The sequence below is a fragment of the Allobosea sp. genome (assembly GCF_051860145.1).
Classification (GTDB): Bacteria; Pseudomonadota; Alphaproteobacteria; order Rhizobiales; family Beijerinckiaceae; genus Allobosea.
Genome location: NZ_JBHYEM010000005.1, coordinates 339,193 through 363,847, shown reverse-complemented (window position 1 = coordinate 363,847; position 24,655 = coordinate 339,193). Strand labels below are relative to the sequence as shown.

Below are 24,655 nucleotides of genomic sequence, written 5' to 3'. Positions count from 1 at the left end.
GGAGCCGCGTGAGGATGGCTTTGCCATGGCCCCGCGTCGGCGTTAAGAGCAACCGACCTCGGCGCCCCGTCCGAGGTCGCGAACCAGAAGCTCGCCGCTGGCCATGACCGATTCCGCCCCGACCACCCTTGCCGACCTGCGCAGCGATATCGACCGCATCGACAGCGAGATGCATGCGCTGCTGATGGAGCGTTCGGCAATCATCGAGACGCTGATCGCGATCAAGAAGACGCAGGTGTCGGGCTCGGCCTTCCGTCCCGGCCGCGAGGCCGACATGATGAAGCGGCTGGCGCTGCGCCATAAGGGCCTGCTGCCGCTCGACACCGTCGAGAGCATCTGGCGCACCATCATCGCGACCTTCACCTATGTGCAGGCGAATTATGCGGTCCATGCCGATGTCTCGGGTGGCGACGCGGCGATGCGCGATTCCGCCCGCTTCCATTTCGGCTTCACCGTGCCCTTCGTCACCCATGAGGATGCGCGCGCGGTGATCATGGCGGTTGCCGGATCCGCCGGCGACCTTGGCATCTTCCGCATGGATCTCGGCGCCAGCGCCGGCATCTGGTGGCGCGATCTCATCGGGCCTGAGCGGCCCAAGATCATCGCGCGTCTGCCCTTCATCGAGCGCCCGGACCATCCGGCGGGGACTCCGGTCTATTGCATCGCCAAGCCGCTCGCCGATGCGGCGGTGCGCGAGATCGTGCTTTACGCTGCGCGCGTCGAGCGCTGGTCGGAAAATCTTCGGGCGGGCCTCGGCCAGCATCTTGCCGAGGTTTCGGCCAGCGCGGCGGACGGCTCGCATCTCTCGCTCCTGGTCGCGGCTTCGGGGGAGACCCCTCGGGACGCCATCCGCGCCGCGCTCGACCCTGCCGGCCTGAGCGAGTTCGCCGAGATCGGCAGCCACGCCGCTCGCTTCGCCGTCAAATCCTCCCGCTGATCCACACGTCCGATACCGTCGCAAGGTCTCACACCATGGCCACGCCTGCCTCCCGTCCCGTTCCGCGTCCCGGCGTCCTCGATATCGAGGCCTATGTGCCCGGCAAGTCCGCCGCGCCAGTCGGCGTCAAGCTGCATAAGCTCTCCTCCAACGAGACGCCGCTCGGCCCCAGCCCGAAGGCGATCGCCGCGTATGAGGCCGTGAAGGGCAAGCTCGAATTCTATCCCGACGGCTCCGCCGGCAAGCTGCGCGAGGCGATCGCCGCCCGCTACGGCCTCGACGCCGGCCGCATCCTTTGCGGCACCGGCTCGGACGAGCTGCTCCAGCTCCTCACCAAGGCCTATCTCGGCGATGGTGACGAGGGCGTCTTCACCGAGCACGGTTTCCTCGTCTACCGCATCGCCATCCTGGCCGCCGGCGGCAAGCCCGTCGTCGTGCCGGAAAAGAATTTCACCGCCGATGTCGATGCCATCCTGAAGGCGGTGACGGCGAAGACCAAGATCGTCTTCCTCGCCAACCCCAACAACCCGACCGGCACCTATCTGCCCTTCGACGAGGTCAAGCGCCTGCAAGCCGGCCTGCCGCCGCATGTCCTGCTGGTGCTCGACGCCGCCTATGCCGAATATGTCCGCCGCAACGACTACGCATCGGGCCTGGAACTGGTCGCGACCAGCGAGAACGTCGTGATGACGCGCACCTTCTCGAAGATCTACGGCCTCGCCAATCTGCGCCTCGGCTGGCTCTACGGCCCGGCCCATGTCGTCGACGCGCTCGACCGCATCCGCGGCCCGTTCAACGTCAACGGCGCGGCGATCGAGGCCGGCACCGCCGCGATCGCCGACGAGGCCCATCTCGCCGCGGCGGTCGAGCACAACGACAAATGGCTCGCCTGGACGACCGCCGAGCTGGAAAAGCTCGGGCTCGCGGTGACGCCCTCGGTTGGCAATTTCATCCTGATCCATTTCCCGAAGGAGACGGGCCGGACGGCGAAACAGGCCGACGCCTTCCTGACGCAGCGCGGCCTGATCCTGCGCGCCGTCGCGGCCTATGGCCTGCCCGATGCGCTGCGCATGACCATCGGCTCGGAAGAAGCGAACCGGCTGGTCGTGGCGGCTCTCGCCGAGTTCCTGGCCGGCAAGCCATGAGTGCGCCGGCGGAGAGTTTTGCCCCGCGGCGCGAGGAGCCGCTCTTCGCGCGTCTGGCTATCATCGGCATCGGCCTGATCGGCTCCTCGATCGCGCATGCGGCGAAGGAGCTCAATCTCGCCGGCAGGATCGTGCTGAGCGATCGCGACGAGGCGGTGCGGGCGCGGGCCCGCGAGCTCGGGCTTGGCGATGAGGTCGCCGACAATTCGGCCGCGGCGGCAAGCGACGCCGACCTCGTCATTCTCTGCGTGCCGGTCGGCGCCTGCGGCGCGGTCGCCACGGAGATCGCCCCGGTCCTGAAGCCTGGCGCGATCGTCTCCGATGTCGGCTCGGTCAAGAGCGCGGTGGTCGAGACCGTGGCGCCGCATCTGCCGGCGGGCGTGCATTTCGTGCCGGCCCACCCGGTGGCCGGCACCGAGAATTCCGGCCCCGATGCCGGCTTCTCCAGCCTCTTCCTCAACCGCTGGTGCATCCTGACCCCACCCGAGGGCGCGGACGAGACCGCCATCGCCCGCACCCGCCATTTCTGGGAGGGCATGGGTGCGCTGGTCGAGGTCATGAGCGCCCAGCACCACGATCTCGTGCTCGCCGTCACCAGCCATCTGCCGCATCTGATCGCCTACAACATCGTCGGCACGGCCGAGGATCTCGAGGCGGTGACGCAGTCGGAGGTGATCAAGTTCTCGGCCGGCGGCTTCCGCGATTTCACCCGCATCGCGGCCTCCGATCCGACCATGTGGCGCGATGTCTTCCTGCACAATAAGGAGGCCGTGCTGGAGATGCTCGGCCGCTTCAGCGAGGACCTCTCGGTGCTGACCCGCGCCATCCGCTTCGGCGACGGCGAGACGCTGCACAAGCACTTCACCCGCACCCGCGCCATCCGTCGGGGCATCATCGCGCTCGGCCAGGAGAAGCCGGAGACGGAAAAGCTGCGCAAGCCCTGAGCTTTCGTGGCTGGACGCGGCCCTTCGTCTTGCCAAGAATCGGCCGGGCTGATAGAGCCACGCGCGTCGCCGCAATAGCTCAGCTGGTAGAGCACCTCATTCGTAATGAGGGGGTCGGGGGTTCGAATCCCTCTTGCGGCACCACTCCTCCCTTCGCTGATGTCCGTAACCGCCAAGAATGGGCGGTTTTTTGTTGGTTTTGCCCTGTTTCGCGCCGCTGACGTTCGGGGCCGTTCATTGACAGTCGCGCGGATTGTTGGCCTTTCTGTTGGCCTGACCAACAAGGCCAACAAGGCGAGGCCAACACATGCCGCTGTCCGATGTTGCCATCCGCGCCGCCAAGCCCGCAGGCTCGGTTCAAAAGCTGTCCGATGGCGGAGGTCTTCAGCTCTGGCTCATGCCCAATGGCGCCAAGCTCTGGCGGCTGGCTTATCGCTTCGCCGGAAAGCAGAAGAAGCTGGCCATCGGTCCGTATCCCGCCATTGGCCTTTCTGAGGCGCGAGCCAAGCGCGAGGAAGCTAAGGCGCTCCTGATCGCCGGCCGTGATCCTTCAATCCAGAAGCAGGCCGAAAAGGCGCTGGCGCTGGAGGCGCAGGGCCAGACTTTCGCCAAGGTCGCTGCCGAGCTTCTGGACAAGAAGCGGCGGGAAGGCAAAGCGGCCAACACGCTCGCGAAGCTCGAATGGCTGTATGGACTGGCGGACGCGTCGATTGGTGATCGGCCCGTGACGGAAATCACCGCTGCGGAAGTGCTGGTTGTGCTGCGCAAGGTGGAAGGCAAGGGCCGGCTCGAAACCGCCAAGCGCCTTCGCGCCGTCATCGGCGAGGTCTTCCGCTACTCCATCGCGACCGCTCGCGCTGTCAACGATCCGACCTTCGCCCTTCGTGGCGCAATATCCGCTCCTGTGGTCAAGCATCGCGCGGCCATCACTGATCCGGTGCAGCTTGGCGGCCTGATGCGTGCCATCGATGGTTTCAAGGGCCAGCCATCGACCAATGCGGCGCTGAAGCTGATGGCGTATCTCTTCCCCCGCCCCAGCGAACTGCGGCTGGCCGAATGGCGGGAATTCGACCTCGACAAGGAGGTTTGGACGATTCCTGCTATCCGCACGAAAATGCGCCGTGAGCATCGTGTGCCGTTGCCGCGCCAAGCGCTGGCGATCCTAAAGGAACTCCACGCGATCACCGGCAGCGGTCGGCTTGTTCTCCCCGGTTACGGCGTCAGCGGCGGTGAGGGGCGGAAAATTGAGCAACGGCCGATATCGGAGAATACGCTGAACGGTGCTCTTCGCCGCATGGGCTATGGGCAGGATGAAATGTCGTCGCATGGCTTCCGCGCTGCCGCCTCGACGCTCCTGAATGAGAGCGGCAAGTTCTCTGCCGACGCCATCGAAAGGGCGTTAGCGCATCAGGACCCGGACGCCGTGCGGCGCGCATACGCGCGTGGAGAGCATTGGAAGGACCGGGTCACGATGGCGCAATGGTGGGCCGATCAACTCGACGCATGGCGCGATGGAGCGACGGTGATTTCTTTCGGGCCGAAGGCAGGATGAACCCACTTCAGTACGCGAGGTTTTTTTAGAAGCCGACCTTCGAAACGTCCGAGACGGGTGGGGGAGCGGAAGTCCGGGGCACACTCGGTTTTTGCTGATCCGCGCCAACTGTGGACATTGAGGCATTGCCCAAAATCAGACGTGCGGATCGATCGCTGGCGTCTAATCCCGACCTGTTACTGAGACCTTAGTAGTCGGCGTCGTGGCGTCAGTTGGCATTGCCACGGGGCGTGGCTACCCAACGTCACTTAGCGACGCGCGAACGGTTATGCTCGGCGAGCAGCCATTCGACTAATCGCCCGAGGCAAGCTGGTCATGCGCAAGAAGCCGAAGCCCGCTCCACGGTCGGAGCGGGCCCCTGGACTCGGCAAGGCGACAATTGCGCCCGGCACCTGGCAGTCCATAAAGGATTACTCGATGAGCTGCATGATCCGACCCGTCTGTGGGTCGACCAGCACCGTACGGTTGTTGACGACCGTGTAGCGATAGCTGGTTTCGCCGTATTCGCGCGGCACATCGTAATAGACGACGCCTTCGTTCGGCAGTGTCCCGCCGACTACGACCGGCTCCGCATAGGTGTAGGACGGACGCCGCTGCTCAGCGACATAGGTTCGGAACCGCGGAGTCTGATCCCCGATGATCGCGCCCACCACCGCGCCACCGACGCCGCCGACGACTGCACCAATCGGGCCTCCGACGACCGCTCCGCCAACCGCTCCAGTTGCTGCGCCTCCGACCGCGCCGCCTTGGGAGGCTGGTGCATTCTGGGCAAAAGCCGCCGCAGGGATGGTAGCGATGGCAGCGATAAGGAAAAATCTCTTCAGCATGGAAGTAATCCTTCACATGAACCGACTGGGAGGAATATCCCGTAAGTTGGTCAAGCGAATTTACAACGCGAGGACTATCGAACGGTTCCAATTTTTTATTCATAGATACGTTATATTATCTGATTAATTATTTTCGATCGTTCATATGTGCGAATTGCTTACGGGCCGGAAATTCGGGGGCCGAGTTTGATCTGAGGGCAAGGCTGTTAAAGCGTACAAAGCCGCGAGGGACCGGAACCCCGGGGATAGGAACGTTTGCCCACCCGGATCAGTTAAGCTGCTGGAGGTGGAGTACGAAACAGGGATCCGCTTCCCAACCCACTCGGACATTTATCATTCATTGCTGAGCCTTCGCCGGCACCCCATCGTGGGCAGTTATTGCTTCATTGCGCCATCACGACGAGCCGTTGGTCCTTGGTATCATTCGCCTGGGCTGGCACTACCCGCATCTTGCGACTTCGCTGATACGGGCGGCTCGACAGCAGGAAACGGGTGGCGGCGCCGTCAACGCAACCTATGGTGGTCATGACAGAACGTTCAGGAGAACACGTCATGGAACTGCAAAACAAGTCGATCGTCGTGACTGGGGCAAGCAGCGGGATCGGCGCGGCGGCGGCTTTGCTCTTCGCTGCCGAAGGGGCCAATGTCGTCCTTGGCGCACGCCGATCGGCGGAGCTGGAAGACATTGCCAGGCAAATCAATCGAGGCCACGGCAGGGCCGTATATCTTTCCGGCGATGTGAAGGATGAAGGCTATGCCGCTGCTCTCGTCGATCTCGCTATGAGAGAGTTCGACGGGCTGGACGGCGCATTCAATAATGCCGGCATGGTTGGGGAGATGGGGCCGGTCGCCGAGATGGGGATCGGCAATTGGAACGATGTCATTGCGGTCAACCTCACAAGCGCGTTCCTAGCCGCGAAGGCCCAGATACCGGCCTTGAAGAAACAAGGGCATGGCTCAATCGTCTTTACGTCTTCTTTCGTTGGCTTCAGCAATGGCGGATTGCCAGGAATGGGGGCCTATGCGGCGTCCAAAGCCGGGCTGATCGGGCTGGTGCAGTCACTGGCCTCCGACCACGCGGCGGATGGCATCCGCGTCAATGCGCTGTTGCCGGGTGGCACGATCACGCCAAGCGGAGGAGAAGGGGATCCCGCCGCTTTAGATTTCATCGCAAACCTGCACCCAATGAAGCGGATGGCCAATGCGAAGGAGATTGCGCAAGCCGCCCTTTTTCTCCTTTCCGACCGGTCAACTTTCATGACGGGAAGTCCGATGATCGTGGACGGCGGGATGTCCGTTCGGCTCACGTAGGAGCCGCTCGCCGGACTCGAACAATGCGCGACATCGGTCCCCGTAAGGTGTAGCGTCCTAGGAGGGTCGCCCGCTCTTTGGCTCTCGAGAACGCGCTCGCGTTCCAAACGGAGCCACTGCTCGTCCCATGTTAGATTTTCGAAAGGTGGAAGACGCACAAACACTCGCGCAAGCGATCGTCAATACCATTCCCGAGCCATTCGTCGTGCTCGATGACGAATTTCGCGTGTTGGAGGCAAGCGTCTCTTTCTACAAGACCTTCAAGGTCGATCCCGAGCACACGCGAGGCCGTCTGCTTTATTCGCTGGGAGACGGCCAATGGGATATCCCCGCCCTACGCGTGCTTTTGGAGACGATCATTCCTGAGCATGCCGCCATGGACGGCTTCGAGGTCGAGCATGATTTTCCAAATCTAGGCCGAAGGACCATGCTCCTAAACGCTCGACAGGTGATCTACGAAGACAGCTCGAACTCGACAATCCTTCTGGCATTTATGGATGTCACGAACCGGCGAGCGATCGAACGGGAGAAAGAGCAACTTCTCAAGCAGACAGAAGAGCTTCTGCGCCAAAAGGATACCTTACTTAAAGAGATGCAGCATCGCGTTGCAAACAGCCTCCAGATCATTGCGAGTATATTGTTGCTCAAAGCGCGGGCCGTATTGTCGGACGAAACGCGCCAGCATCTGAAGGACGCCCATCAGCGGGTGATGTCGGTGGCCGAAGTGCAGCGCCACCTTCACGCATCCGAAGGCATCGACCAGATCGAGGTCAGCTCCTACCTGACGAAGCTTTGTGGCAGCCTAGCTGTCTCCATCGTCGGAGAAAGCCAGCCCATCACAATCAAGGTGATGGCGCACTCAGGCATGATTGGTTCCGACAAAGCAGTGAGCATCGGCCTGATCGTCACCGAGCTTGTCATCAACGCGATCAAGTACGCTTTCCCATCGGCCAAGGCAGACGCGATGATCCTGGTCACTTACGAGATCGATGCTGCGGACTGGAAACTGACCGTGTCTGACAATGGCGTCGGAAAAGGTGCCAGCGACGCCACTGGGCACAACAGCGGATTGGGAACAGCGATCGTGCAAGCGCTCGTGAAGCAGCTCGACGCCGTGACGGAGGTTGTCAGCGGCAGCAACGGCATGACAATTTCAATTACGCGCGCGACCTTCACATCGCACATGCCAAGGGCGGCCTAACCCGCTACCTCGGTCGTCAGCTCCGCTTAGGTTAAGCCGACTGCCTCGAGTCGGCTCCGCGCCATTAGCAGACGTCGGTGCGCCGCCCGCAAGCTGACATTCCGCTTCGGCCGACCGCCCTCGATGAACGGCCGCAGGAGGCGATTGATGGAACGGTTTCAGGAGCCACTGGCATCGGGGAACTGCAATCTTCCGTGCGCGTTGCCAGGCTAGGGAGAACGCGCCATGAAAGTCCTGACGATTTCCATGCTGATTACAGTCGCGATCGCCACGGCTGCCTGTAACACGACTGAGCAGCGGGTTGGAGGAGCTGCAGTCGGTGCTGGTACCGGTGCCGCGGTAGGTGGGCCAGTCGGCGCGGTCGTCGGAGGAGCGGCCGGTGCCGTTGCGGCCCCAACGGTCGTGCAGGGGACGCGGCGCGCGACACGGCGCCGCTGACAAAATATTCAACGCCGCACGTAACCTCCCATGCCGATGTTAGCGGACCAACCTCCGCCACCGCGGCATCATCTGCAGTGCGCCACTTCCGGACATTGGGTCCGTGCCAGCAAGCGGACGTTCAGCCGCCGGCAGATGCGGGGTCGGTTGGCGACCCAACTGCGACATTCGCGGCGAGCCGCTGAGCGGTCAAAGTGGCCCTTTTCAGACACTGCAACGTCCGGTTTCGGGCGGAATATTAAACCGGTCGAAGTTTGCCCTCACCTGATGTCGAGAGATGTCCGGTTTTGCGAAGCGGCCCATGGCATCTTCAAAGTCATTCATCGACGGTTGTTCAGGCCTGATTGCAGGAACAACGCTCGTCCTACCTGCTCTCGGACGTTCGGAGTTGGCCAAATCATGCTCGCCGAGCGGCTCTATCCAGAGTTCTTCGAACAGATCGCACGCCTCGCAGCCAATCACCTGAAGGGGCAACCCGAGGCAGTCCGTCGGTTCGAGGGGCATGCTCAAAGACTCCGGCGCGATGTTGGAGGCTCGGCGCGCTGAGGCGTCGCGAACGTCACGACCGATCGCTCTCGCCTTACCCGGCTCCAAGATCATTGTTGACTAGGAAACTTTGTTGAGTTAGTTTCCTAGTCAATAAGGGATGTCTGATGACTTCGGCCTCGGAACTGACCGATCACACCGGGTACTGGATGCGGATGGTGTCAAACGCCGTGTCGCAGGAGTTCGCGCGCAAGGTCTCGGGCGAAGATGTCACGGTCGCGGAGTGGGCGTTCATACGGGCGCTCTATGATTTGGAGCAGACTCCTCCGTCAGTTCTGGCCGAGAGGATGGGCATGACGAAGGGGGCTATCAGCAAACTTGCGGAAAGGCTGGTAGCCAAAGGACTGGTTGAGCGGGCGGAAAGCCAGCAGGACAAGCGCGCTCACAGCCTGTCCCTGACGACAGAGGGCCGGGCCAAGATCCCGGTCCTGGCATCGCTGGCCGACAAGAATGACGCTGAATTCTTCGGCGTGTTGACGAAGGAAGAGCACGAAGCGCTCGACCGTATCCTGAGAGTTCTCGCCAAACGGCGCGAGCTGAAAGCAACCCCGGTCGACTGAACCCGCCGGCTAAACTCAACATTGAAATGGAAGGAAAGCCGCCATGGACGCGGAGCGGATTTCTGTTGCCGAAACGTGCCTGCATGCTGCTCACGATGGAAGCCTGAGCTTTCCGGAAATCGTGGGCACATTGATCGCCGCCGGCTTCGAGGGCTACGCCGTCGACTATCGTCGTAACAGCCAGACTTTCTACCTGCCGGACGGCGACAGCGTAACGATCGATATGCGGCTCGCGGCCGGCAACGTCGCCGCCGCCTTCGATGCCACCGAGATCGAACGCCTGGTGCGATGGGCGCAGGCGAACCCCGCCGATTACAGCTACGTCGCTTTCTGTGAGAAGGCGAAAGCCGCCGGCTGCGCAGGATACCTCGTCTCGTTCCTGGGCCGCCGCGTCGTCTATTTCGGCCGGACCGCCGAAACCCATGTCGAGCACTTCCCAAAGTGACGGGGCATCAGTCATGACGCTTTCCGGATTCGTGATCGGCGGGGCCATTCCCGCCATCTGCCTCGGGCTCGGCACCGTATTCATGCGGGCGAGCCTCGGCGCCGGCGCGTCAATTCCCCTTTACCTGGCGGTCGTGGGCAGCGTCGTAGCGCTGCTCGGCTGGGCGGCCTTCATCTGGACAGGCGGCGCAATTCTCTCTGTTCGGCCAGTGCTGCTTGCCGCGGCGATGGGGATGACCTGGACGTTGGCGATCGCCTGCATGGCCTATGGCATGGGCGTGCTGAAACTGCCGGTTTCAATCATTGCACCGTTGACCAACAGCAATGCTCTGATCGCTGTTCTCGTTGGCGGCGTCGCATTTTCTGAATGGCGCAACCTCAATCTCTCGCTCGTCGCCCTTGGTACTCTGTTGATCTGCGCTGGCGCGACGGTCATTTCCCTCTCACGGTGAAGGATATTTCCGCGATGCTGGCTGATCTGATTGAAGCAACCATCACATTCGTGATGTCGAACTATTCACTGGGCTTTTTCGTGCTCGGGCTTATCGTCTCCCTTGTTGCGATTGCACGATCGGGAGCTTCAATCGATCGACCGCTTGTCATCGAAAAGCTCCTCGCCTGGTACGTCTTCTTCAGCATTGGCATCGACAACTTCTATAACTTCGTCATGCACGTCTTCTTCGGCAAGCTGTCCGCCGGATTCATCGGCTGGGCCGACAGCCCCTTCCAGTTCGAGGTCGGAACCGCGAGCCTGGGCTTCGCCGCGGTCGGGCTCCTCGCGGCTTTCCGGAGCTATGATCTTCGCCTCGCCGCCGTGCTCGGTCCGAGCATCTTCACGCTGGGGGCTGCGGTCGGTCATCTCTATCAGATGGTGACCGCGCATAACTTCGCGCCGGGCAATGCCGGCATCATCTTCTGGACCGATATCTTCATTCCGCTGTGCGGTTTTGTGCTGCTGCGGCTGAGCCGGCGCGCTGCGATCCCGACAGCGGCTCTGATCACGGCCTGACCGAACCAGGAAGCCTTTGGAAGAGCGGGGAACGACGATGATTGACGGCATTACGCGACGGCTCGGAGCGGATGCCGAAGCAGTAGCCGATGCGTCCGTTTTACAGCGAGATCGACGAAGCGGTCGATGGCTCGGACCCAGTGATCGGCCGGGACATGGCGCTCAAGGCTGAACTCGTAGAACAACGCCTCTTGCGCCACCCGCCGCTCACCCATGATCGCGCCGCTCTCCGCCTAAGGGAGACTGAATCAGGACTTCACACCCGCAGCAACGACGACTTTTGCAACGACATCCGCGCGGATCGGCAGAAACTGAGCGTGCCACCGAACTTCCGCTCCCCACCCCAGGGCCGGTCGTTGCAGCGGCCAGACGTCTCAAGGCAGCCTGGCGCCAAATGCAGTCACTAGATCTACGCCGCGAAGCGGACATTGATCCTTATGGGCGGAGCTCCCGCTCATGGGCCGGAATTTCTCTTCGACCGTTGCCCTGCCGCCCTAGCGAAAATGCACGAGGACTAGTTCCGACTTCTCTTCGCGAGACGATGTGCGAGCGCTGGCCGTTCTTCGGCGTCTAGAAGATTGTGCTGCTGGTGCGCTTACGTTGAGGATCCATTGAGCCCGCCGTTTCCCGCAGCGGCGGACGCCAAGCTTCGAGGCGCACCCGCTTAATGTATGCGGCGTAATGGCGCGGGCGCGCCGACAACCCCATATACACTAGTGCCGACTGCAAACATCCGGACCGTCCCATGATGTCCAGCGCTGTCCGTTCCGCATCCCGCAACGAGGAGGACTCCGTTTTGGCGGTCATCGTCCTCGCCTTCGCGGCCGATCCGATGACGCGCTGGTCATTGGGAGAGGCGCAGACTTATCTCGCCGTGATGCCCGGCCTGATCCGCGCGTTCGGCGCCGCCGCCTACGATAGCGACAGCGCTTATGTCAGCGACGATTTCGGCGGCGCAGCGTTGTGGTTGCCGCCCGGCGTGGAGCCCGACATCGAGGCGCTTGGAGGCCTCATCCGGAATAACGCCGCCCCAGCGATCATACCCGATGTCGACGCGATATTCGAAGCGATGGAGCGCCATCATCCAAAGGTCCCACACTGGTATCTGCCGCTGATCGGCGCCGACCCAGCGCGGCAGGGCCAGGGAATTGGCAGCGCGCTCATGCGTCATGCGCTCGCACGCTGCGACCGCGATGGTGCCGCAGCCTATCTGGAATCGTCGAATCCCCGAAACATCCCGCTTTATCAGAGGCATGGGTTCGAAATTCTCGGAACCATCCAGATCGGATCGTCGCCAGTCCTGACGCCGATGCTGCGCCCACCGCGACCTGCCGCAAGCTGATGGAATCACGCTTTGGAGGTCAATCTCGTGGGGATGATCATGCCACTTCTGGTGATTTAAGTGCCGGCGCTGTCTGCTGGATGATCCAATCTGACGGCACCAGCTGTGTCCGGAAGCTAACTTCGCGCGAGTAGCGAAGGTTGGCTCTCGGCCCGCAGCAACCCGTTCTCGGTCGCCGGCGTGCCGATCGCCAAGGAAGCCGCCATGATCGAAGCGGGGCTGGACCTCGCCATAAGCCGCAGCGCCAGCCTCGGCATCTCCTATACCTGGCAGCGCGCGGGGAACGCCCAGGACCACGCCTTCAAGGGAACGCTCGCCGTCAGGTTCTGATGAGCCGCGCCATTTGCGGACGTTGAGACGATGCCAGGAAGCGGACCTTGTCCGCGGGCCGAAAAACCACGATCCGGTTTCCCGTATTGCAGCGTAAGCCGACTGAACAGCCACCGGACCGTCCTGTCGCCTCCCATCCGACTGCTATATCCTCCGGCTATGAAGCTCAGCCAGAGCATACGGTTCTGCACATCTGCCGACGGCACTCGCATCGCAGTCGCATCGTGCGGGGAAGGACCGGTGATCCTGCGCGCGGCGCATTGGCTGAGCCACGTCGACTACGATCTCGAAAGCCCGGTCTGGCGTCCCTGGCTTCAGACCCTTTCAGCTCAAAACCGTTTCGTGAGATACGACCCGCGCGGCAGCGGCCTGTCCGAGCGATATGTCGCCGATCTTTCGATCGAGGCGTGGAACGCGGACCTGGATGCCGTGGCGGAGTCGATCGACGAACCGCGCTTCGTGCTTCTCGGTCTCTCGCAGGGCGGCGCGCTCGCGGTCGCCTATGCACTCCGTCATCCTGAACGCGTATCGCATCTGGTTCTGCTCAACGCGTATGGCCAAGGCGGAAGGGTTCGCGCGCAGACGGAGGCCGAACGACTGGAGGCTGAGACGCTGGTGAATTTCATTCGCATCGGCTGGGGGCGCGACAATCCGGCATTCTGCCAGTTCTTCACCAATCTCTTCATCCCCGACGGAACACCCGAACAGCATCGCTGGTGGGGCGATCTCGAGCGCGTCACCGCGAGCGCGGAAGTCGCCGCTCAACTGCTTAGTAATATGCAGGGGATCGATGTGGCCGAACTTTCCAGGAAAATCAGTGTCCCGACATTGATACTCCACAGCCGCGGCGACATGCGCGTGCCGTTCAGCGAGGGCTGTAAGCTCGCGGCCGCGATCCCCGGCGCGCGCTTCGTGCCGCTCGAGAGCAAGAACCATGTGCTGCTGCCGGATGAGCCGGCCTGGGCAGTGTTTCATGCTCAACTTGCCGCCTTCCTCGGCTGGGATCAGCCTGCACAGCCGCGTGCTATCGTTCAAGCCGGCCTGACGGCTGCCGAGACGGCTATCCTGAAGCTCATCGCAGAGGGGCTCGACAACCGGGCGATCGCGCAGAGGCTCGGCAAGAGCGCCAAAACGGTGCGCAACCAGTTGTCGGTGATCTTCAGCAAGCTCGGCGTGCATAGCCGGTCCCAGGCGATCGTCCTGGCACTCGGCGGCGAGCAACCCCCGACCGATTGACGCCGAGCGCGGGACATCTGTCCTTCCGATTAGCCGCATTTTTCGCCCGCGCGGGACTGCGGCCACATGCGCGGCGACCAAATGGCCCTCATCCTCCAAGCCTGCCAGATCCGGCCAAAGGGGAGGAGGACCCGCCATGACCCAGCTCAACGAAGCCACCCTCAACGAACTCGTCGGCCGCGTGCTCGGCGATATCGGCGGAGCGGTCAGCGTGCCCCTGGTCCGGATCGGTGACGCGCTCGGTCTCTACAGGACGCTGAAAGAGATCGGCCCGGCGACCGCCGGCGAGCTTGCCGAGGCAGCCGGATGCGCCGCCCGCTATGTGCGCGAGTGGCTGTCGGCGCAGGCGGCCTCCGGCTATGTGCGCCACGAAGGCGGAACATTCTCGCTGACGCCCGAGCAGTCCTTCATCTTCGCGGAGCCCGATAGCCCGGTCCACCTGATCGGTGCGTTCGACACGGCGGCGGCGATGGTCGAGAACCAGCCGAAGGTGCAGGCGGCGTTCAAGACCGGACGCGGCGTCGCCTGGGGCGAGCAGGCGGGCTGCATGTTCTGCGCGGTGGCGCGGCTGTTCCGTCCGGGTTACGTCAACGCCCTCGTGCAGGATTGGCTGCCCGCGCTCAACGGCGTCGTCGACAGGCTGAAGGTAGGCGCGACAGTCGCCGATGTCGGCTGCGGCCACGGGCTCTCGACCATCCTGATGGCGCAGGCGTTCCCGAAATCACACTTCACCGGATACGATTTCCACCCCGCGTCGATCGCGGCCGCCACCGCGCATGCGCGATCGCACGGGCTGACCAATCTGACATTCGAGGTCGGCCGGGCGCAGGACTTCGGCGGCCGCGACCTCGACCTGATCACCTGCTTCGACTGCCTTCACGACATGGGCGATCCGCAAGGCGCCGCGTCGCATATCCGCAAGGCGCTGAAAGCTGGCGGCACATGGATGGTGGTCGAGCCAATGGCGGGCGATGCGCTCGACGACAACATCAATCCGGTCGGACGCATCTACTACTCCGCGTCGACGATGATCTGCGTTCCGACATCACTGGCGCAAGAGACCGGCCTCGCGCTGGGTGCTCAGGCGGGCGAGAAGCGGATCGCCGAGGTGATCCGCTCCGGCGGGTTCGGGCAGGTGCGCCGCGCCGCAGAGACGCCGCTCAACATGGTACTCGAAGCGACCTGAGCCGGTGCAATGGGCGCCGCTTCCCCAGCCTTCTCATCGCTCGTGCCATTCCCGGAGCGATCCGATGATGTTTGTGGTTGTGCCAGGGCGGGCCACGCTCGCCATGCCGATGTTTGTCGTCGCCTTCCCGAACTCACTCAGGAGAGTCCGTCATGCTGAGGGCGCATAAGATCATGATCGAACGAGGCAGCGCCTGGGCAATACTGGGGCTCAACGACAGGGGCGAGAAGCCCGGAACATCGGCTTTCGGACGTTGGCTGCACGCAAGAGACAGCACGGAGGAAGGCAAGATCAGCTTCACCAGCGACAGCAAGGAACACCTGTACTGGGAGTGGAAGTCCGAATCGCCTGCCACGATGCTGATCGGATCAAAAACGCCACGCGCTTCGCACAAAGCCGGCGAAGAGGAATACTTCCAGGTCTGATCACGCTGACCGGCATTCGGCGGAATGCGGAGGGCAAGTTCGGGGGCAGCGGCAGTCAGGGCGCCGGTAGCGGAAAGGGCATTTTGACCTACAATGTCAGCCCATACTTCGAGAAGGGCGCTATCGAATGGACGGTCGTTGCCTACTGAAGCTCAGCGCCGGCCGATCGGGGCCGTGATCAACGCCTTGGCGTCGGCGCCGGCCCATTTGGCCGGGCCCTAGAGCAGAGCGGCCGGCCGGCTCGACCATCAGGCCGATCGGCATGCCCTCGACTGTCTTCACTGCGCGGATCTCCTAGAATACCTTGGCCTGCGGGTCGGCGGCATTAGGGGTGGCTTTGAGCCGATGATGCGCCCGGTGTTCCAGGCCGGACGTTGATGGCGGCGTCCCTGGCGATCGCAGGCCGGCGACCGAGAATGGGTTACTGCCGGCGAAGGCGAGCGTGGCCCTCGGGGTCGACATCGCCGAGGCATGGCGCCATACGAGGCCGCCGCACGGGATCAGGTCCATGCCCTGCAGGCCGACGTTGGTCGAGGCGCGCAGGCCCAGCGTCGAGTATCGGCACGTCACCGGACGGCCGCTGGTGACCCAATCCGGCCATTGCATCCCACAACGGCTATCTGTCGGCCGTGCGCCAGTTGCAGACACTGAAGCATTGCCCAGAAGCAGACGTCACCAACTCTGGGTACGTCATGCCCGACTCGCCCGAACGCTCAGCCACCGATCATCGGGCTTTCCGATGCACCGACGTACGTCGCTGACGATCCAGCCGGCGTCTGTGAGTGCGGACCGCAGGGCAGACTCGCGCCAGTACGTCTCGACGTAGCGCCGAGGCGCAGCAGCGCTGCCGTGTGTGGACACATCCTCGCCATCGCCCTCTCTAACCGAGGCGTGCAGTCGGCCGCCGGTCCGGGTCGCCTCGGCAAGCCTTCCAAGCACCGTGCCGAAATCCTCGCGCGCGACGTGAATCAGGCAGGCACAGGCCCAGATCCCGTCGTACGGCGTGCCGGGACGCTGCGGGTCGGCCAAGTCTTCGGTCAGCGGGTCCAACAGGTCGGCCTCGAAGCCACTCTCGCGAAGCAGTTCGACGAACCCCTTCGAAATGTCGGTGCGCCGGACGCTAATTCCACGCTTCTCAAGCTCAAGTGCATCTCGCCCGCCGCCGCTTCCGATCTCCAGCACCCTGCCTGAGCCACCCAGCGCGGTCACGAACGCATCTATCTCTGTCGCGACCCAATCGGGCATCGCCGCGGCCTCGGCAGCGTACTCCGCCGCGACCGTATCATAGGACCGCACGGTGTCCCGGTCGGTGCTCATCCTGGCGCTCCTCCCTCAAGACAAGAGGCCCGATGAGCGAGAGGCCCATCAGCGCGTTGCGCCCTCACACTTTCGGCAGATGGTGACATCGCGGGCGATTTGCTTCCACTCCCTCGCAATGACGGCGAGCACGTTTCTCAGCAGCGCCACTTCCAGACGTTGGGATGCTGCCTGTAACCGGACGTTCCTAATTGTCTGGTAAGTCGGCTCAGGCCAGCAGCGCCGGCGTCGAGAAGCCGCTGTCTGTCGCAGCCAGCTCGGCCACGACCTCACGCAGCACTGCGCAAAACTCTAGCGATGAAGCGCTCTGAGCCGTTCCGACGGGAAGTGCGAGCCGTCCGACAATCTTCTCCGTCGGGAAGAACGGGACGAAGGCCAGCTTATCCGAGCCCGATCGCCCCAGGACGCCAAGCTTGTCGATCAGGGCGATGCCTGCGCCAGCCTCAACGAGCACGCATGCGATGTTCGATTGTGAGACCTCGACGGCGGGCCGCAGCTGGAGGTCGGCTCGCTCGAAGATTCGGTGCGCAAGCGCTCCGAGCGGCAACATCCGGTCGAGGCAGATGATGGGCTGCGGCGACAGATCTTCGATCGTGAGGTACGGCTTTTCCGCCAAAGCGTGGCCGCTCGGCAAGACGCAGCCAAAGCGCGAAGCGCACAGATCCTCCAGGAGGATTCCCGAAACCGCCGCCGCGTCGATGAGCAGCCCGAGTTCGCTCTTGAAGCTGGCCACACGTTGGGCGACGTCACGTGCGGTCAAGATCTCAACGACGAACTCGACGCCGGGCTTCCTGCTCCGGAGCCGCGAAATGGCATGAGGCAGAATCGAGTTCGCGAACGCGGCAATTGTCGCAATCCTCAGCGCGCCCATCCGGCCCTCCCTGAGATCGCGGGCGCGCCGCGTAACGGTCTCGATGGAAGAGACCGCCTGCACGACATCTGCGTAGAGAAGTTCCGTCTCCCGCGTCGGATGCAGTCGCTGCTTTTCGCGCCTGAACAGGACGATGCCGATGCGCGCCTCGATCTGTTGCAGCGTACGGCTCACGGCCGGCTGCGACACGTTCAGGGCCGCAGCCGCCGCTGTGACGCTGCCCTTCTCGATCATGGCACGAAGCACTGAGAGTTCACGGGAGTCGAATATCATGATCCACGAACATCAAGTCAGGCGATCATTGTATTGGCCTGCATGAACCATTCGGCGTCAAGATCGCTTCCGAGCGTTCGCGCGAGTGGGAACCCGATGAGAGTCACCGAGATCCGCGGCCATCATGTCGGCTTCGTTCCAGCGCCGGCGATCGGCAACGCCCGGACCATGATCCGGCGCCGCGATTTCCTTCTGCTGGAAGTCGCCACGGATACCGGCAAAAGCGGTTGGGGCGAGGTCTTTTCGTCGCCGGACGCGGCGGCCGCTATCATTCGCTCACGTTATGCGCAGGTCGTCATCGGAGCAGCGCCGGCGCGCTACCGCGCGCTTTGGGAGCACATGGTCGCCAACCTGGGCTATGATCGCCGAGGGCCTGCCATGATGGCGATCTCTGCGCTCGATATGGCGCTGTGCGATCTCGCTGCGCAAGAACGCGGCGTCAGCGTCGCCGCCATGTTGGGCGGCGCGCTTCGCAGCGACGTCTTCGCCTATGGCAGCGGCCCGTTCATCACGGAAGGGAACGACCCCTACGGGCACTACGCGGACGTGATCGAACGCGCTCTGAAGAAAGGCTATCGCGCGTTGAAGCCTCGCGCGGGTGTCGGTCCGAGAGCCGACGGTGCGATGCTGGCGCAAGTTCGCAAGCTGGTTGGCCCGGAGATCGGGCTCATGGTCGACATCAACCAGGCCTATACGGCCCGCGCCGCCATCGCCTCGGCCCACCGGATGGAAGCGTCCGATCTGCTCTGGATCGAGGAACCGGTGGGGCCAGAGGACATCGCGGGATATGCCGAGGTCGCCAAGGCGGTGTCGACCGCCGTGGCCGGGGGCGAAGCACTCGCCAGCGCAGCGGCATTCCGGGATGTCCTCGTGGCGGGCTCGCTGTCCATTCTCCAGCCCGATCTCACGGTGTGTGGCGGCTATACCGGCTTCCTGGGGATCGCAGCCTTGGCGGCGGCCTTCGACCTCCCGATCATGCCCCATGTTTTCGGCACGATCGTCAATCACCAGGCGGCGCTGCAGGTCGCCAGCCTGCTTCCGGCGCGGCGCGGCGGTGGTCCGGCGCCTTACCCCTATGTGGAAGTCGATATCTCCGGCAATCCTCTTCTCTCGCTCCAGGGTGCGGTCGGACCCACGGCGACCGGCACGCTTAAAATTCCCGATCTTGCGGGAACGGGGCTCGACCTTGATGCGGCGCGTCTGGAGCCATGGCGAAGCGAAACATGGGTTTGCCGTTGACCGACAGCGGCGGCGGATCAGTCAAGAAAAGAAAAAATGGGAGGAGAGAATGCTCATGAGGAGGCGGACCTTCATGCTGTCCCTTGTCGCCGTCGCTGCGACAGGAGGGGCAAGCGCTGCGGAGTGGCCCGAACGCGCATCGACTTTCATCGTACCGTTCCCGGCTGGCGGCAGCACCGATGTCGTGGCGCGACTATTCGCCGAACGCTTTGCCGAGCGCCTGCGCCAGGGCTTCGTGGTCGAAAACCGGCCTGGCGCTAACGGTAACATCGCCGCCGCGGCGGTCGCGAAGGCGGAGCCCGACGGCTACACCATCTTGGTGTCCGGCAATGGCCAGAACGCCATGAACCACTCGCTCTATGCCCGGATGCCCTACGATTCGACCAAGGATTTCGAACACATCTGCCTGCTGGCCCTGACACCGAACGTCATCATCGTCCCGGCAAACTCTCCGATAAGAACGCTGGAGGAACTCATTACCGGAGCCCGCCGATCCGGTGGCGATCTCTCCTTCGCAAGCCCGGGGGCCGGGTCATCAGGGCACCTCTCTTTGGCGATGCTTGAGGGCGCCGCGAAAATCAAAGCGCGGCATGTCCCCTATCGCGGTGCAGCTCCGCTCGTCACCGACGTATTGGGCGGGCATGTTTCGGTAGGCATCGTCAACGCCGATATCCCGCTTCCACATATCCAGGGCGGAAAAATCCGTGCGCTTGCCGTGACGAGTTCCAGCCGCAGCCCCCTCTACCCCGATGTCCCGACTGTTGCCGAGAGTGGTTTCCCGGGGTTTGAAGCGCAAGGCTGGTTCGGGTTGTCGGCGCCCGCCAAGACACCGCGCTCGATCGTCGAAACGTTGAACAAGCTCGCCAACGAGGTCCTCAAGGAGGACAAAATCAAGCAGCGCTTTGCGGCAGGCGGCTATGTGGCCGGCGGCGGGAGTGCGGAGGATTACGCACAGTTCATCCGGCGGGAAATCACCAAATGGTCGGCGGTGGTGAAAGAGAACGGGATATCGATCGAGTGAGCCAGCAGCCCGGGGCGTGCGATACGCGATCCAGCTGAAATGGGGTGACGTGAGCGGCGGCCACGACCCTCCGCGAGGTAGCCCGGACTACGTTCACGCCGCCGTCCAGCCCGATCGACATTTGGCAGAGCCTTGTACTCCCCCGGCGCGTCAGCGCGCCTGATACCATCGGTCGGATTAGCATCCGTCCACACACCACCAGCAGGGAAGAGGGATGTCATGTTGCGATATCATAGATTTATGCCCCACGCTGCCGTCTTCGTGGCGTCGATAGCAGGATTGCCCTCGACCGCTCGGGCCGATCAGGTCGCCCCCACGCCTGCAGCCGACACGAAACCGATGGCCTGTGACGGCTTCGCCGGGCTCTCCATCCCGGCGAGTGTCACGCCGCTGGCGACCGGCGGTGCCAAGGTCACGTCTGTGTCGGCGCAGCCAGCTTCCGGCACAGGCGCCAAGGCGGTCGGCGCATTCTGCCGCGTACTGGTCGAGATCGCCCCAGTCGATCCGAAGGCACCACCGATCAAGGCCGAGGTCAATTTCCCGGAGCGTTGGAACGGCAAGGCGCTGATGTATGGCGGGGGTGGCTTTAACGGCGTGATTCTCAGCACCAGCGGAACTCTGCGCTTGCAGCCGCCCGACGTGCCGATCCCGCTCGCGCGTGGCTTTGTCACCTTCGGCAGCGATTCCGGCCACGAAGGCGCGAACCGTGGCGATTTTGCCCTCAATGAGGAGGCCCTTAAGAATTACGCTTTCGACTCCGTCAAGAAGACGCGCGATGTCGCCACGCACCTGATCAAGCTCCGTTACGGGCGGCCTCACGAGAAGCTCTACTTCCATGGCAGTTCCAACGGAGGCAAGGAGGCGCTGGGCCTCATCCAGCGGTATCCTGACGACCTCGACGGCGCCATGGTGTTCTGGCCCGCGACGAACATTGGCACGGCCCATCTCCAGTTCGGTCGCATCGCGCGCGCCTTCGCTTCGCCCGGCGCCTATCTGTCGATGTCCCAGCGCAAGCTCGTCCTGGACGCTGCGTTGGAGACTTGCGACGAGCTGGATGGAATCCGCGATGGAGTGATCTCCAATGCCCGCGCATGCCAGCAGACGTTCCACCCCGACAAGGTCACCGTCAACGGCAGACCGTTGCGCTGTCTGGACGGTGCCGTCGACAGCGACAGTTGCCTTTCGGGCGTGCAGATTGGAGCCCTCAAAGTCATGGGCTCCCCCTTGAAGCTCGACGCAGCGCTCGCGAGTGGGGAAAAGGGCTATCCAGAATTTTACGTCTGGGGCGTGGACCTTGGCTGGCGGGAAACCGACGACCTTGCCAAGGGCGTGTTGACGCAGGGGCTCGGCAAGGTCGCCCCTGCCTATCCCGCTGCTCCCGGCATGCCGTTCCTTCATGCTTTCGCCGACCAGTACGCGCGCTTTTTCGTCACGCGAAACCCGCAGGGAAGCTGGCAGAATATCGACCCGGCAACACCGGGCGAGTGGCAGGATCGCCTGAGCATGCTCGCCGGATTGCTCGACATGAGCAGCACAAATCTCTCCAGCTTCCAAAAGCGCGGCGGCAAGATCATCCTGATGCATGGTCTCGCCGACCAGATCGTGCCGCCTCAAGCGTCGGTCGATTATTACGAGCGCCTCGTCGCCACCATGGGCCATGAGGCTGTCTCCCAGTTCTTGCGGTTCTACGAGTTGCCCGGCACGGCCCATAGCGGCTTCGGAATCGCCTTCAATCCGAGCTGGGACGCTCTCGGCGCACTAGATGCGTGGGCCGCTGGCGGCACCCCGCCGACCTCTCCAGTCGTGACCGACACGCACTTCAAGCCGGGCCGGACACGCCCGCTCTGCGAATACCCGAGCTATCCCCGATATCAGGGCGGCGACCCCGACCAAGCGGCGAGCTTCACTTGCGAGAGGTAGGGCTCGCGCGAAACTTTTCGCACAGAAAGTACAGTCGAAGCAGCGCTTCGGCCGACCTAGCAATGCAGATCCTTGAGGTCGGCGAACGACATATTCTCGCCGGCGATCGCGCTCGCCGCCACGGTCGCGGGACTAACCAGCCAGACCTTCCCCGGGCCGGATCGGCCCGGAAAGTTGCGATTGATCGCACTGATCGTGATCTCGTCGCGGCTTGGTCGGCAAGAGCAGCTCGTTCGGCTGCCACTCCGTCTCGCCCAAATCTGAAAGCCCAAGCTTGCTCCTTCATCTCCTTCAGGAATAGCAAGCGGGCCTTCCGAAGTTCAGCAAGAGGCCAATTTGTACCTTGGTTGGCTCCTGAACCAGAATGCCTGGGAGCGGACGTTCTCAGAGTCCGAATTGGGCCACTCTTGACCGTTCAGCGGCTCGCCGCGAATGTCGCAGCTGGGTCGGAAGCCGACATCCGTGCGGATGCGGGCTGGTATGATGTAGGTTGTTTTCCTGGTTCAAAGCGAAAGCTAGGAGAGGCCTTTGACTGCAGGTGGGACGGATGTCCCGGAGGCACTGACCCAGATCGCGGCGGCGATATCAGATCGCGGCGACCTGTTTGAGAAATGGCGAACGGAAATCGCTGCCGATCAGCTCTATGGGCTTCCTATCGGCACGTCGACCGCGATCCAGAATGCGCTCTTGCACGCAGCCTCGTTAGGCCTGCTTGACGCGGAGACAGCGGAAGGGCTGGCCGCCGACCTTAATTGTAAGCCGCTTGCAAACAGACCCGACATTTCGAAATTCGACCCACGTGACGATGCTTTTTGGTCGCTGCCGATGGCGATTGCCTGGACGATGTCACGCGATTGGAAAAAGGTAGCGAGGCAAAAAGCGGGCTACAGGGCTGCTGAAGAATATTGGTACTGCACACGGAATGTTGGACTACCGAAAGACGGGCTTTTGAATGGATACATCATTGACGCGAGCTGGCAGATTAGAAGTCTAGGGCCCGCCACGATCGACCGATTGCTATTGGACGACAGCTTTGAAGCCGTACAATCACTCCAGCCGGCCAGTGGGATGACCGCGCTAGAGGCGAAGCGGGCATTGTGGCGCGCGCTTCAGGAACAGCGGCTGACGGCATCCGGTCGCCAGGGCGGTGCGCGTAAGTCTATCTCCGCCTTTCTCTGGCAAGATCTTCTGCCCTTTCAAGATGGCAGCGAAGCACCGGAGCATCTGCGGGAGGGCTCTCACGGGCCGAGATGGGACGATGTGACCGTCAGCCGAGATGACGTCCTGCGGGAGTGGCCGCCCGGTCCTAACGAAGCTCCGCAGGAGAAGCCGCAGGTAGAGGATTGGCACCGGTTTGCTTCTTTGCCGCTTGCGCCATGGCTGCCGCTGGAAGTCGTTTTAAGCTTTGTGCAGGACGGATGGGCACTGCATCCCTCAAATATGGCGCTGAGTGAATTCGTGGTGCCAAGCGGCGAAGATGGCCAGTGGCGACGGAAGGGGGCGTTGCTGGCGCATCAACAGCCGGGCACGAGCAACTACGACGATCCTGTCATCGATCGATTCAACATGGCGCTCACGCGCGCGGGCCTTGAAGAGCGCGTCAGGTTTCGTGGCGTCCCCTGCGGCGGCGCTGCCACGGACATCCGGGACATACCGTCAAGCTACTTTGTGGAGATGCGAATTTTTGGACCTATCCCGGTCCATAATCCGACGATTGGCGACATAGCGGAAGGTGCCCGTCGCCAACAACACTGGGAAAGCGTCACCGTCGAACGGCTCGGCTTTCTCAGATGGCTGGCGAACGAGTATCCCGCTATCGGGCATCTGCACCGTGATTATGCGCCTATAGCAATGCCCTGGGCATCCGACATCGTGCGGGAATTCGCAGCTGATGCGGTCAAGCGAATGACAGGCGCTCCCGGTCCGCTGGCGATACCGGCGGCAGCCGCATGGCTCGCATGGGGCGGAAAGGAACCGCCCATCGATTGCCTCGAAAGGCCTATGGTGGAGGCGCTGAAGACGACCGCCACCAGCTTGTTGGACAGGATCGCGATTGGTTCGCTCGACGCTTTCGGCTCGAAGACGGGACGAGCGCCGCAGCGACTGGAGGTGCGATGGTTTCGAGACGTGCCGATCATTTTCGATGTCGACGGTGGTGTCACGCCACTGGCCTATATCCTTGGCGAGAAAGGCGTCTGGTTTGACCTGCCGCGTAGCGCCTTGGAGCTTGGTCGGTCGGAATCGGGCTGGCCTCATGAAACGACCTTCGAAAACGTGACGGTGAATTCGACGGATATTCAGGAGTTGCTGCCAAGCAACCAAGCGACAAACCCCGGACAGTCCATCGCTGACGATCGGCACGGAACGGATAGTGCGCTGGCTGTGCGTCGGGCTGTGAGGCACCTCTGGCCGGGCGGTGTTCCTGCCGGAATGACGAACAAAACTCGGAATGAGAAGATCAACGATTGGGCGCGAGCCCATGGCCTCGGGCGCACATTTTCGGACAGCACGATCCTGCGCGCACTGCGGCCAGGCCCCTAGATCGGCGTCAAATCGCGTCGTTAGGCGTCAAACGGCGTCA

Annotated in this window: 25 protein-coding genes and 1 tRNA gene; 20 read left to right on the top strand and 6 right to left on the bottom strand. The window is 62.9% G+C overall.

The genetic code is table 11. The features are described from left to right. Nucleotides 1–103 precede the first annotated feature (103 nt). From ACTIF2_RS11825 to ACTIF2_RS11805, 5 genes are all read left to right on the top strand, one after another. Nucleotides 104–937, top strand: a complete 834-nt coding sequence (locus ACTIF2_RS11825; protein WP_439497261.1) for a chorismate mutase — start codon at nt 104–106, stop codon at nt 935–937. Nucleotides 938–972: 35 nt separating this feature from the next. Beyond that, on the top strand, nt 973–2,082 hold the full coding sequence (locus tag ACTIF2_RS11820; RefSeq protein WP_439497260.1) for a pyridoxal phosphate-dependent aminotransferase: 1,110 nt from the start codon (nt 973–975) through the stop codon (nt 2,080–2,082). Further along, nucleotides 2,079–3,026 (top strand): prephenate/arogenate dehydrogenase family protein, encoded by a 948-nt coding sequence (locus ACTIF2_RS11815; RefSeq protein WP_439497259.1) that lies wholly within the window; start codon nt 2,079–2,081, stop codon nt 3,024–3,026. The genes ACTIF2_RS11820 and ACTIF2_RS11815 overlap by 4 nt, the downstream gene beginning before the upstream one ends. 68 nt (nt 3,027–3,094) lie before the next feature. Continuing rightward, nucleotides 3,095–3,170 (top strand) — tRNA-Thr (locus ACTIF2_RS11810). A gap of 163 nt (nt 3,171–3,333) precedes the next feature. Further along, a complete protein-coding gene (locus ACTIF2_RS11805; protein WP_439497258.1) occupies nt 3,334–4,578 on the top strand; it encodes a tyrosine-type recombinase/integrase in 1,245 nt (414 codons plus the stop codon). A gap of 410 nt (nt 4,579–4,988) precedes the next feature. Here ACTIF2_RS11805 and ACTIF2_RS11800 read toward each other — a convergent pair whose 3' ends face one another. Next, nucleotides 4,989–5,405: a DUF1236 domain-containing protein gene (locus ACTIF2_RS11800; RefSeq protein WP_439497257.1), complete on the bottom strand. Its 417-nt coding sequence runs from the start codon at nt 5,403–5,405 to the stop codon at nt 4,989–4,991. Nucleotides 5,406–5,957: 552 nt separating this feature from the next. Between ACTIF2_RS11800 and ACTIF2_RS11795 the strand changes: the two genes are divergently transcribed. Both ACTIF2_RS11795 and ACTIF2_RS11790 read left to right on the top strand, forming a co-directional pair. Continuing rightward, entirely contained in the window at nt 5,958–6,716 is a 759-nt protein-coding gene (locus ACTIF2_RS11795; RefSeq protein WP_439497256.1) for an SDR family oxidoreductase, read from the top strand. Nucleotides 6,717–6,843: 127 nt separating this feature from the next. Continuing rightward, the gene (locus ACTIF2_RS11790) at nt 6,844–7,917 is read left to right on the top strand and encodes a sensor histidine kinase (RefSeq protein ID WP_439497255.1); all 1,074 of its coding nucleotides are present in this window, start codon (nt 6,844–6,846) and stop codon (nt 7,915–7,917) included. Between the two features lie 642 nt (nt 7,918–8,559). Here ACTIF2_RS11790 and ACTIF2_RS11785 read toward each other — a convergent pair. After that, nucleotides 8,560–8,859, bottom strand: coding sequence for a hypothetical protein (locus ACTIF2_RS11785; RefSeq protein ID WP_439497254.1), 300 nt, complete (start codon nt 8,857–8,859; stop codon nt 8,560–8,562). Between the two features lie 149 nt (nt 8,860–9,008). On the opposite strand from ACTIF2_RS11785, the gene ACTIF2_RS11780 reads away from it, so the two are divergent. The 9 genes from ACTIF2_RS11780 to ACTIF2_RS11740 all read left to right on the top strand — a co-directional run bounded on the left by ACTIF2_RS11780 (nt 9,009) and on the right by ACTIF2_RS11740 (nt 15,433). Continuing rightward, nucleotides 9,009–9,461: a MarR family winged helix-turn-helix transcriptional regulator gene (locus ACTIF2_RS11780; protein ID WP_439497253.1), complete on the top strand. Its 453-nt coding sequence runs from the start codon at nt 9,009–9,011 to the stop codon at nt 9,459–9,461. A gap of 43 nt (nt 9,462–9,504) precedes the next feature. Beyond that, on the top strand, nt 9,505–9,906 hold the full coding sequence (locus ACTIF2_RS11775) for a DUF1398 domain-containing protein (RefSeq protein WP_439497252.1): 402 nt from the start codon (nt 9,505–9,507) through the stop codon (nt 9,904–9,906). A 13-nt stretch (nt 9,907–9,919) separates the two neighbouring features. Continuing rightward, nucleotides 9,920–10,357 (top strand): hypothetical protein, encoded by a 438-nt coding sequence (locus ACTIF2_RS11770; protein WP_439497251.1) that lies wholly within the window; start codon nt 9,920–9,922, stop codon nt 10,355–10,357. Between the two features lie 14 nt (nt 10,358–10,371). Beyond that, complete coding sequence (locus ACTIF2_RS11765) at nt 10,372–10,914, top strand: DUF6790 family protein (RefSeq protein WP_439497250.1); 543 nt, start codon at nt 10,372–10,374, stop codon at nt 10,912–10,914. A 745-nt stretch (nt 10,915–11,659) separates the two neighbouring features. Next, nucleotides 11,660–12,256, top strand: a complete 597-nt coding sequence (locus ACTIF2_RS11760) for a GNAT family N-acetyltransferase (RefSeq protein ID WP_439497249.1) — start codon at nt 11,660–11,662, stop codon at nt 12,254–12,256. Nucleotides 12,257–12,460: 204 nt separating this feature from the next. Continuing rightward, on the top strand, nt 12,461–12,586 hold the full coding sequence (locus ACTIF2_RS11755; RefSeq protein ID WP_439497248.1) for a hypothetical protein: 126 nt from the start codon (nt 12,461–12,463) through the stop codon (nt 12,584–12,586). Nucleotides 12,587–12,745: 159 nt separating this feature from the next. Then, nucleotides 12,746–13,822 (top strand): alpha/beta fold hydrolase, encoded by a 1,077-nt coding sequence (locus ACTIF2_RS11750; protein WP_439497247.1) that lies wholly within the window; start codon nt 12,746–12,748, stop codon nt 13,820–13,822. 136 nt (nt 13,823–13,958) lie between these two features. Beyond that, the gene (locus ACTIF2_RS11745) at nt 13,959–15,008 is read left to right on the top strand and encodes a class I SAM-dependent methyltransferase (RefSeq protein ID WP_439497246.1); all 1,050 of its coding nucleotides are present in this window, start codon (nt 13,959–13,961) and stop codon (nt 15,006–15,008) included. Nucleotides 15,009–15,160: 152 nt separating this feature from the next. After that, complete coding sequence (locus ACTIF2_RS11740; protein WP_439497245.1) at nt 15,161–15,433, top strand: hypothetical protein; 273 nt, start codon at nt 15,161–15,163, stop codon at nt 15,431–15,433. Between the two features lie 294 nt (nt 15,434–15,727). On the opposite strand, the gene ACTIF2_RS11735 is transcribed toward ACTIF2_RS11740, so the two are convergent. The 3 genes from ACTIF2_RS11735 to ACTIF2_RS11725 all read right to left on the bottom strand — a co-directional run bounded on the left by ACTIF2_RS11735 (nt 15,728) and on the right by ACTIF2_RS11725 (nt 17,894). Beyond that, nucleotides 15,728–16,039, bottom strand: coding sequence for a hypothetical protein (locus ACTIF2_RS11735; RefSeq protein ID WP_439497244.1), 312 nt, complete (start codon nt 16,037–16,039; stop codon nt 15,728–15,730). 84 nt (nt 16,040–16,123) lie between these two features. Next, complete coding sequence (locus tag ACTIF2_RS11730; protein WP_439497243.1) at nt 16,124–16,750, bottom strand: class I SAM-dependent methyltransferase; 627 nt, start codon at nt 16,748–16,750, stop codon at nt 16,124–16,126. Between the two features lie 208 nt (nt 16,751–16,958). Then, nucleotides 16,959–17,894, bottom strand: coding sequence for a LysR family transcriptional regulator (locus tag ACTIF2_RS11725; RefSeq protein WP_439497242.1), 936 nt, complete (start codon nt 17,892–17,894; stop codon nt 16,959–16,961). Nucleotides 17,895–17,990: 96 nt separating this feature from the next. Between ACTIF2_RS11725 and ACTIF2_RS11720 the strand changes: the two genes are divergently transcribed. The 3 genes from ACTIF2_RS11720 (at nt 17,991) to ACTIF2_RS11710 (ending at nt 22,074) form a co-directional block, all read left to right on the top strand. Beyond that, nucleotides 17,991–19,133 (top strand): mandelate racemase/muconate lactonizing enzyme family protein, encoded by a 1,143-nt coding sequence (locus ACTIF2_RS11720; RefSeq protein WP_439497241.1) that lies wholly within the window; start codon nt 17,991–17,993, stop codon nt 19,131–19,133. A 73-nt stretch (nt 19,134–19,206) separates the two neighbouring features. Then, a complete protein-coding gene (locus tag ACTIF2_RS11715; RefSeq protein WP_439497240.1) occupies nt 19,207–20,154 on the top strand; it encodes a Bug family tripartite tricarboxylate transporter substrate binding protein in 948 nt (315 codons plus the stop codon). Between the two features lie 279 nt (nt 20,155–20,433). After that, a complete protein-coding gene (locus ACTIF2_RS11710) occupies nt 20,434–22,074 on the top strand; it encodes a tannase/feruloyl esterase family alpha/beta hydrolase (RefSeq protein WP_439497239.1) in 1,641 nt (546 codons plus the stop codon). A gap of 56 nt (nt 22,075–22,130) precedes the next feature. On the opposite strand, the gene ACTIF2_RS11705 is transcribed toward ACTIF2_RS11710, so the two are convergent. After that, nucleotides 22,131–22,346, bottom strand: coding sequence for an aconitase family protein (locus ACTIF2_RS11705; RefSeq protein WP_439497238.1), 216 nt, complete (start codon nt 22,344–22,346; stop codon nt 22,131–22,133). Between the two features lie 256 nt (nt 22,347–22,602). On the opposite strand from ACTIF2_RS11705, the gene ACTIF2_RS11700 reads away from it, so the two are divergent. Beyond that, nucleotides 22,603–24,615 carry a hypothetical protein gene (locus tag ACTIF2_RS11700; protein WP_439497237.1) on the top strand — a complete coding sequence of 671 codons (2,013 nt, stop codon included), beginning with the start codon at nt 22,603–22,605 and terminating at the stop codon, nt 24,613–24,615. Nucleotides 24,616–24,655: the final 40 nt, after the last annotated feature.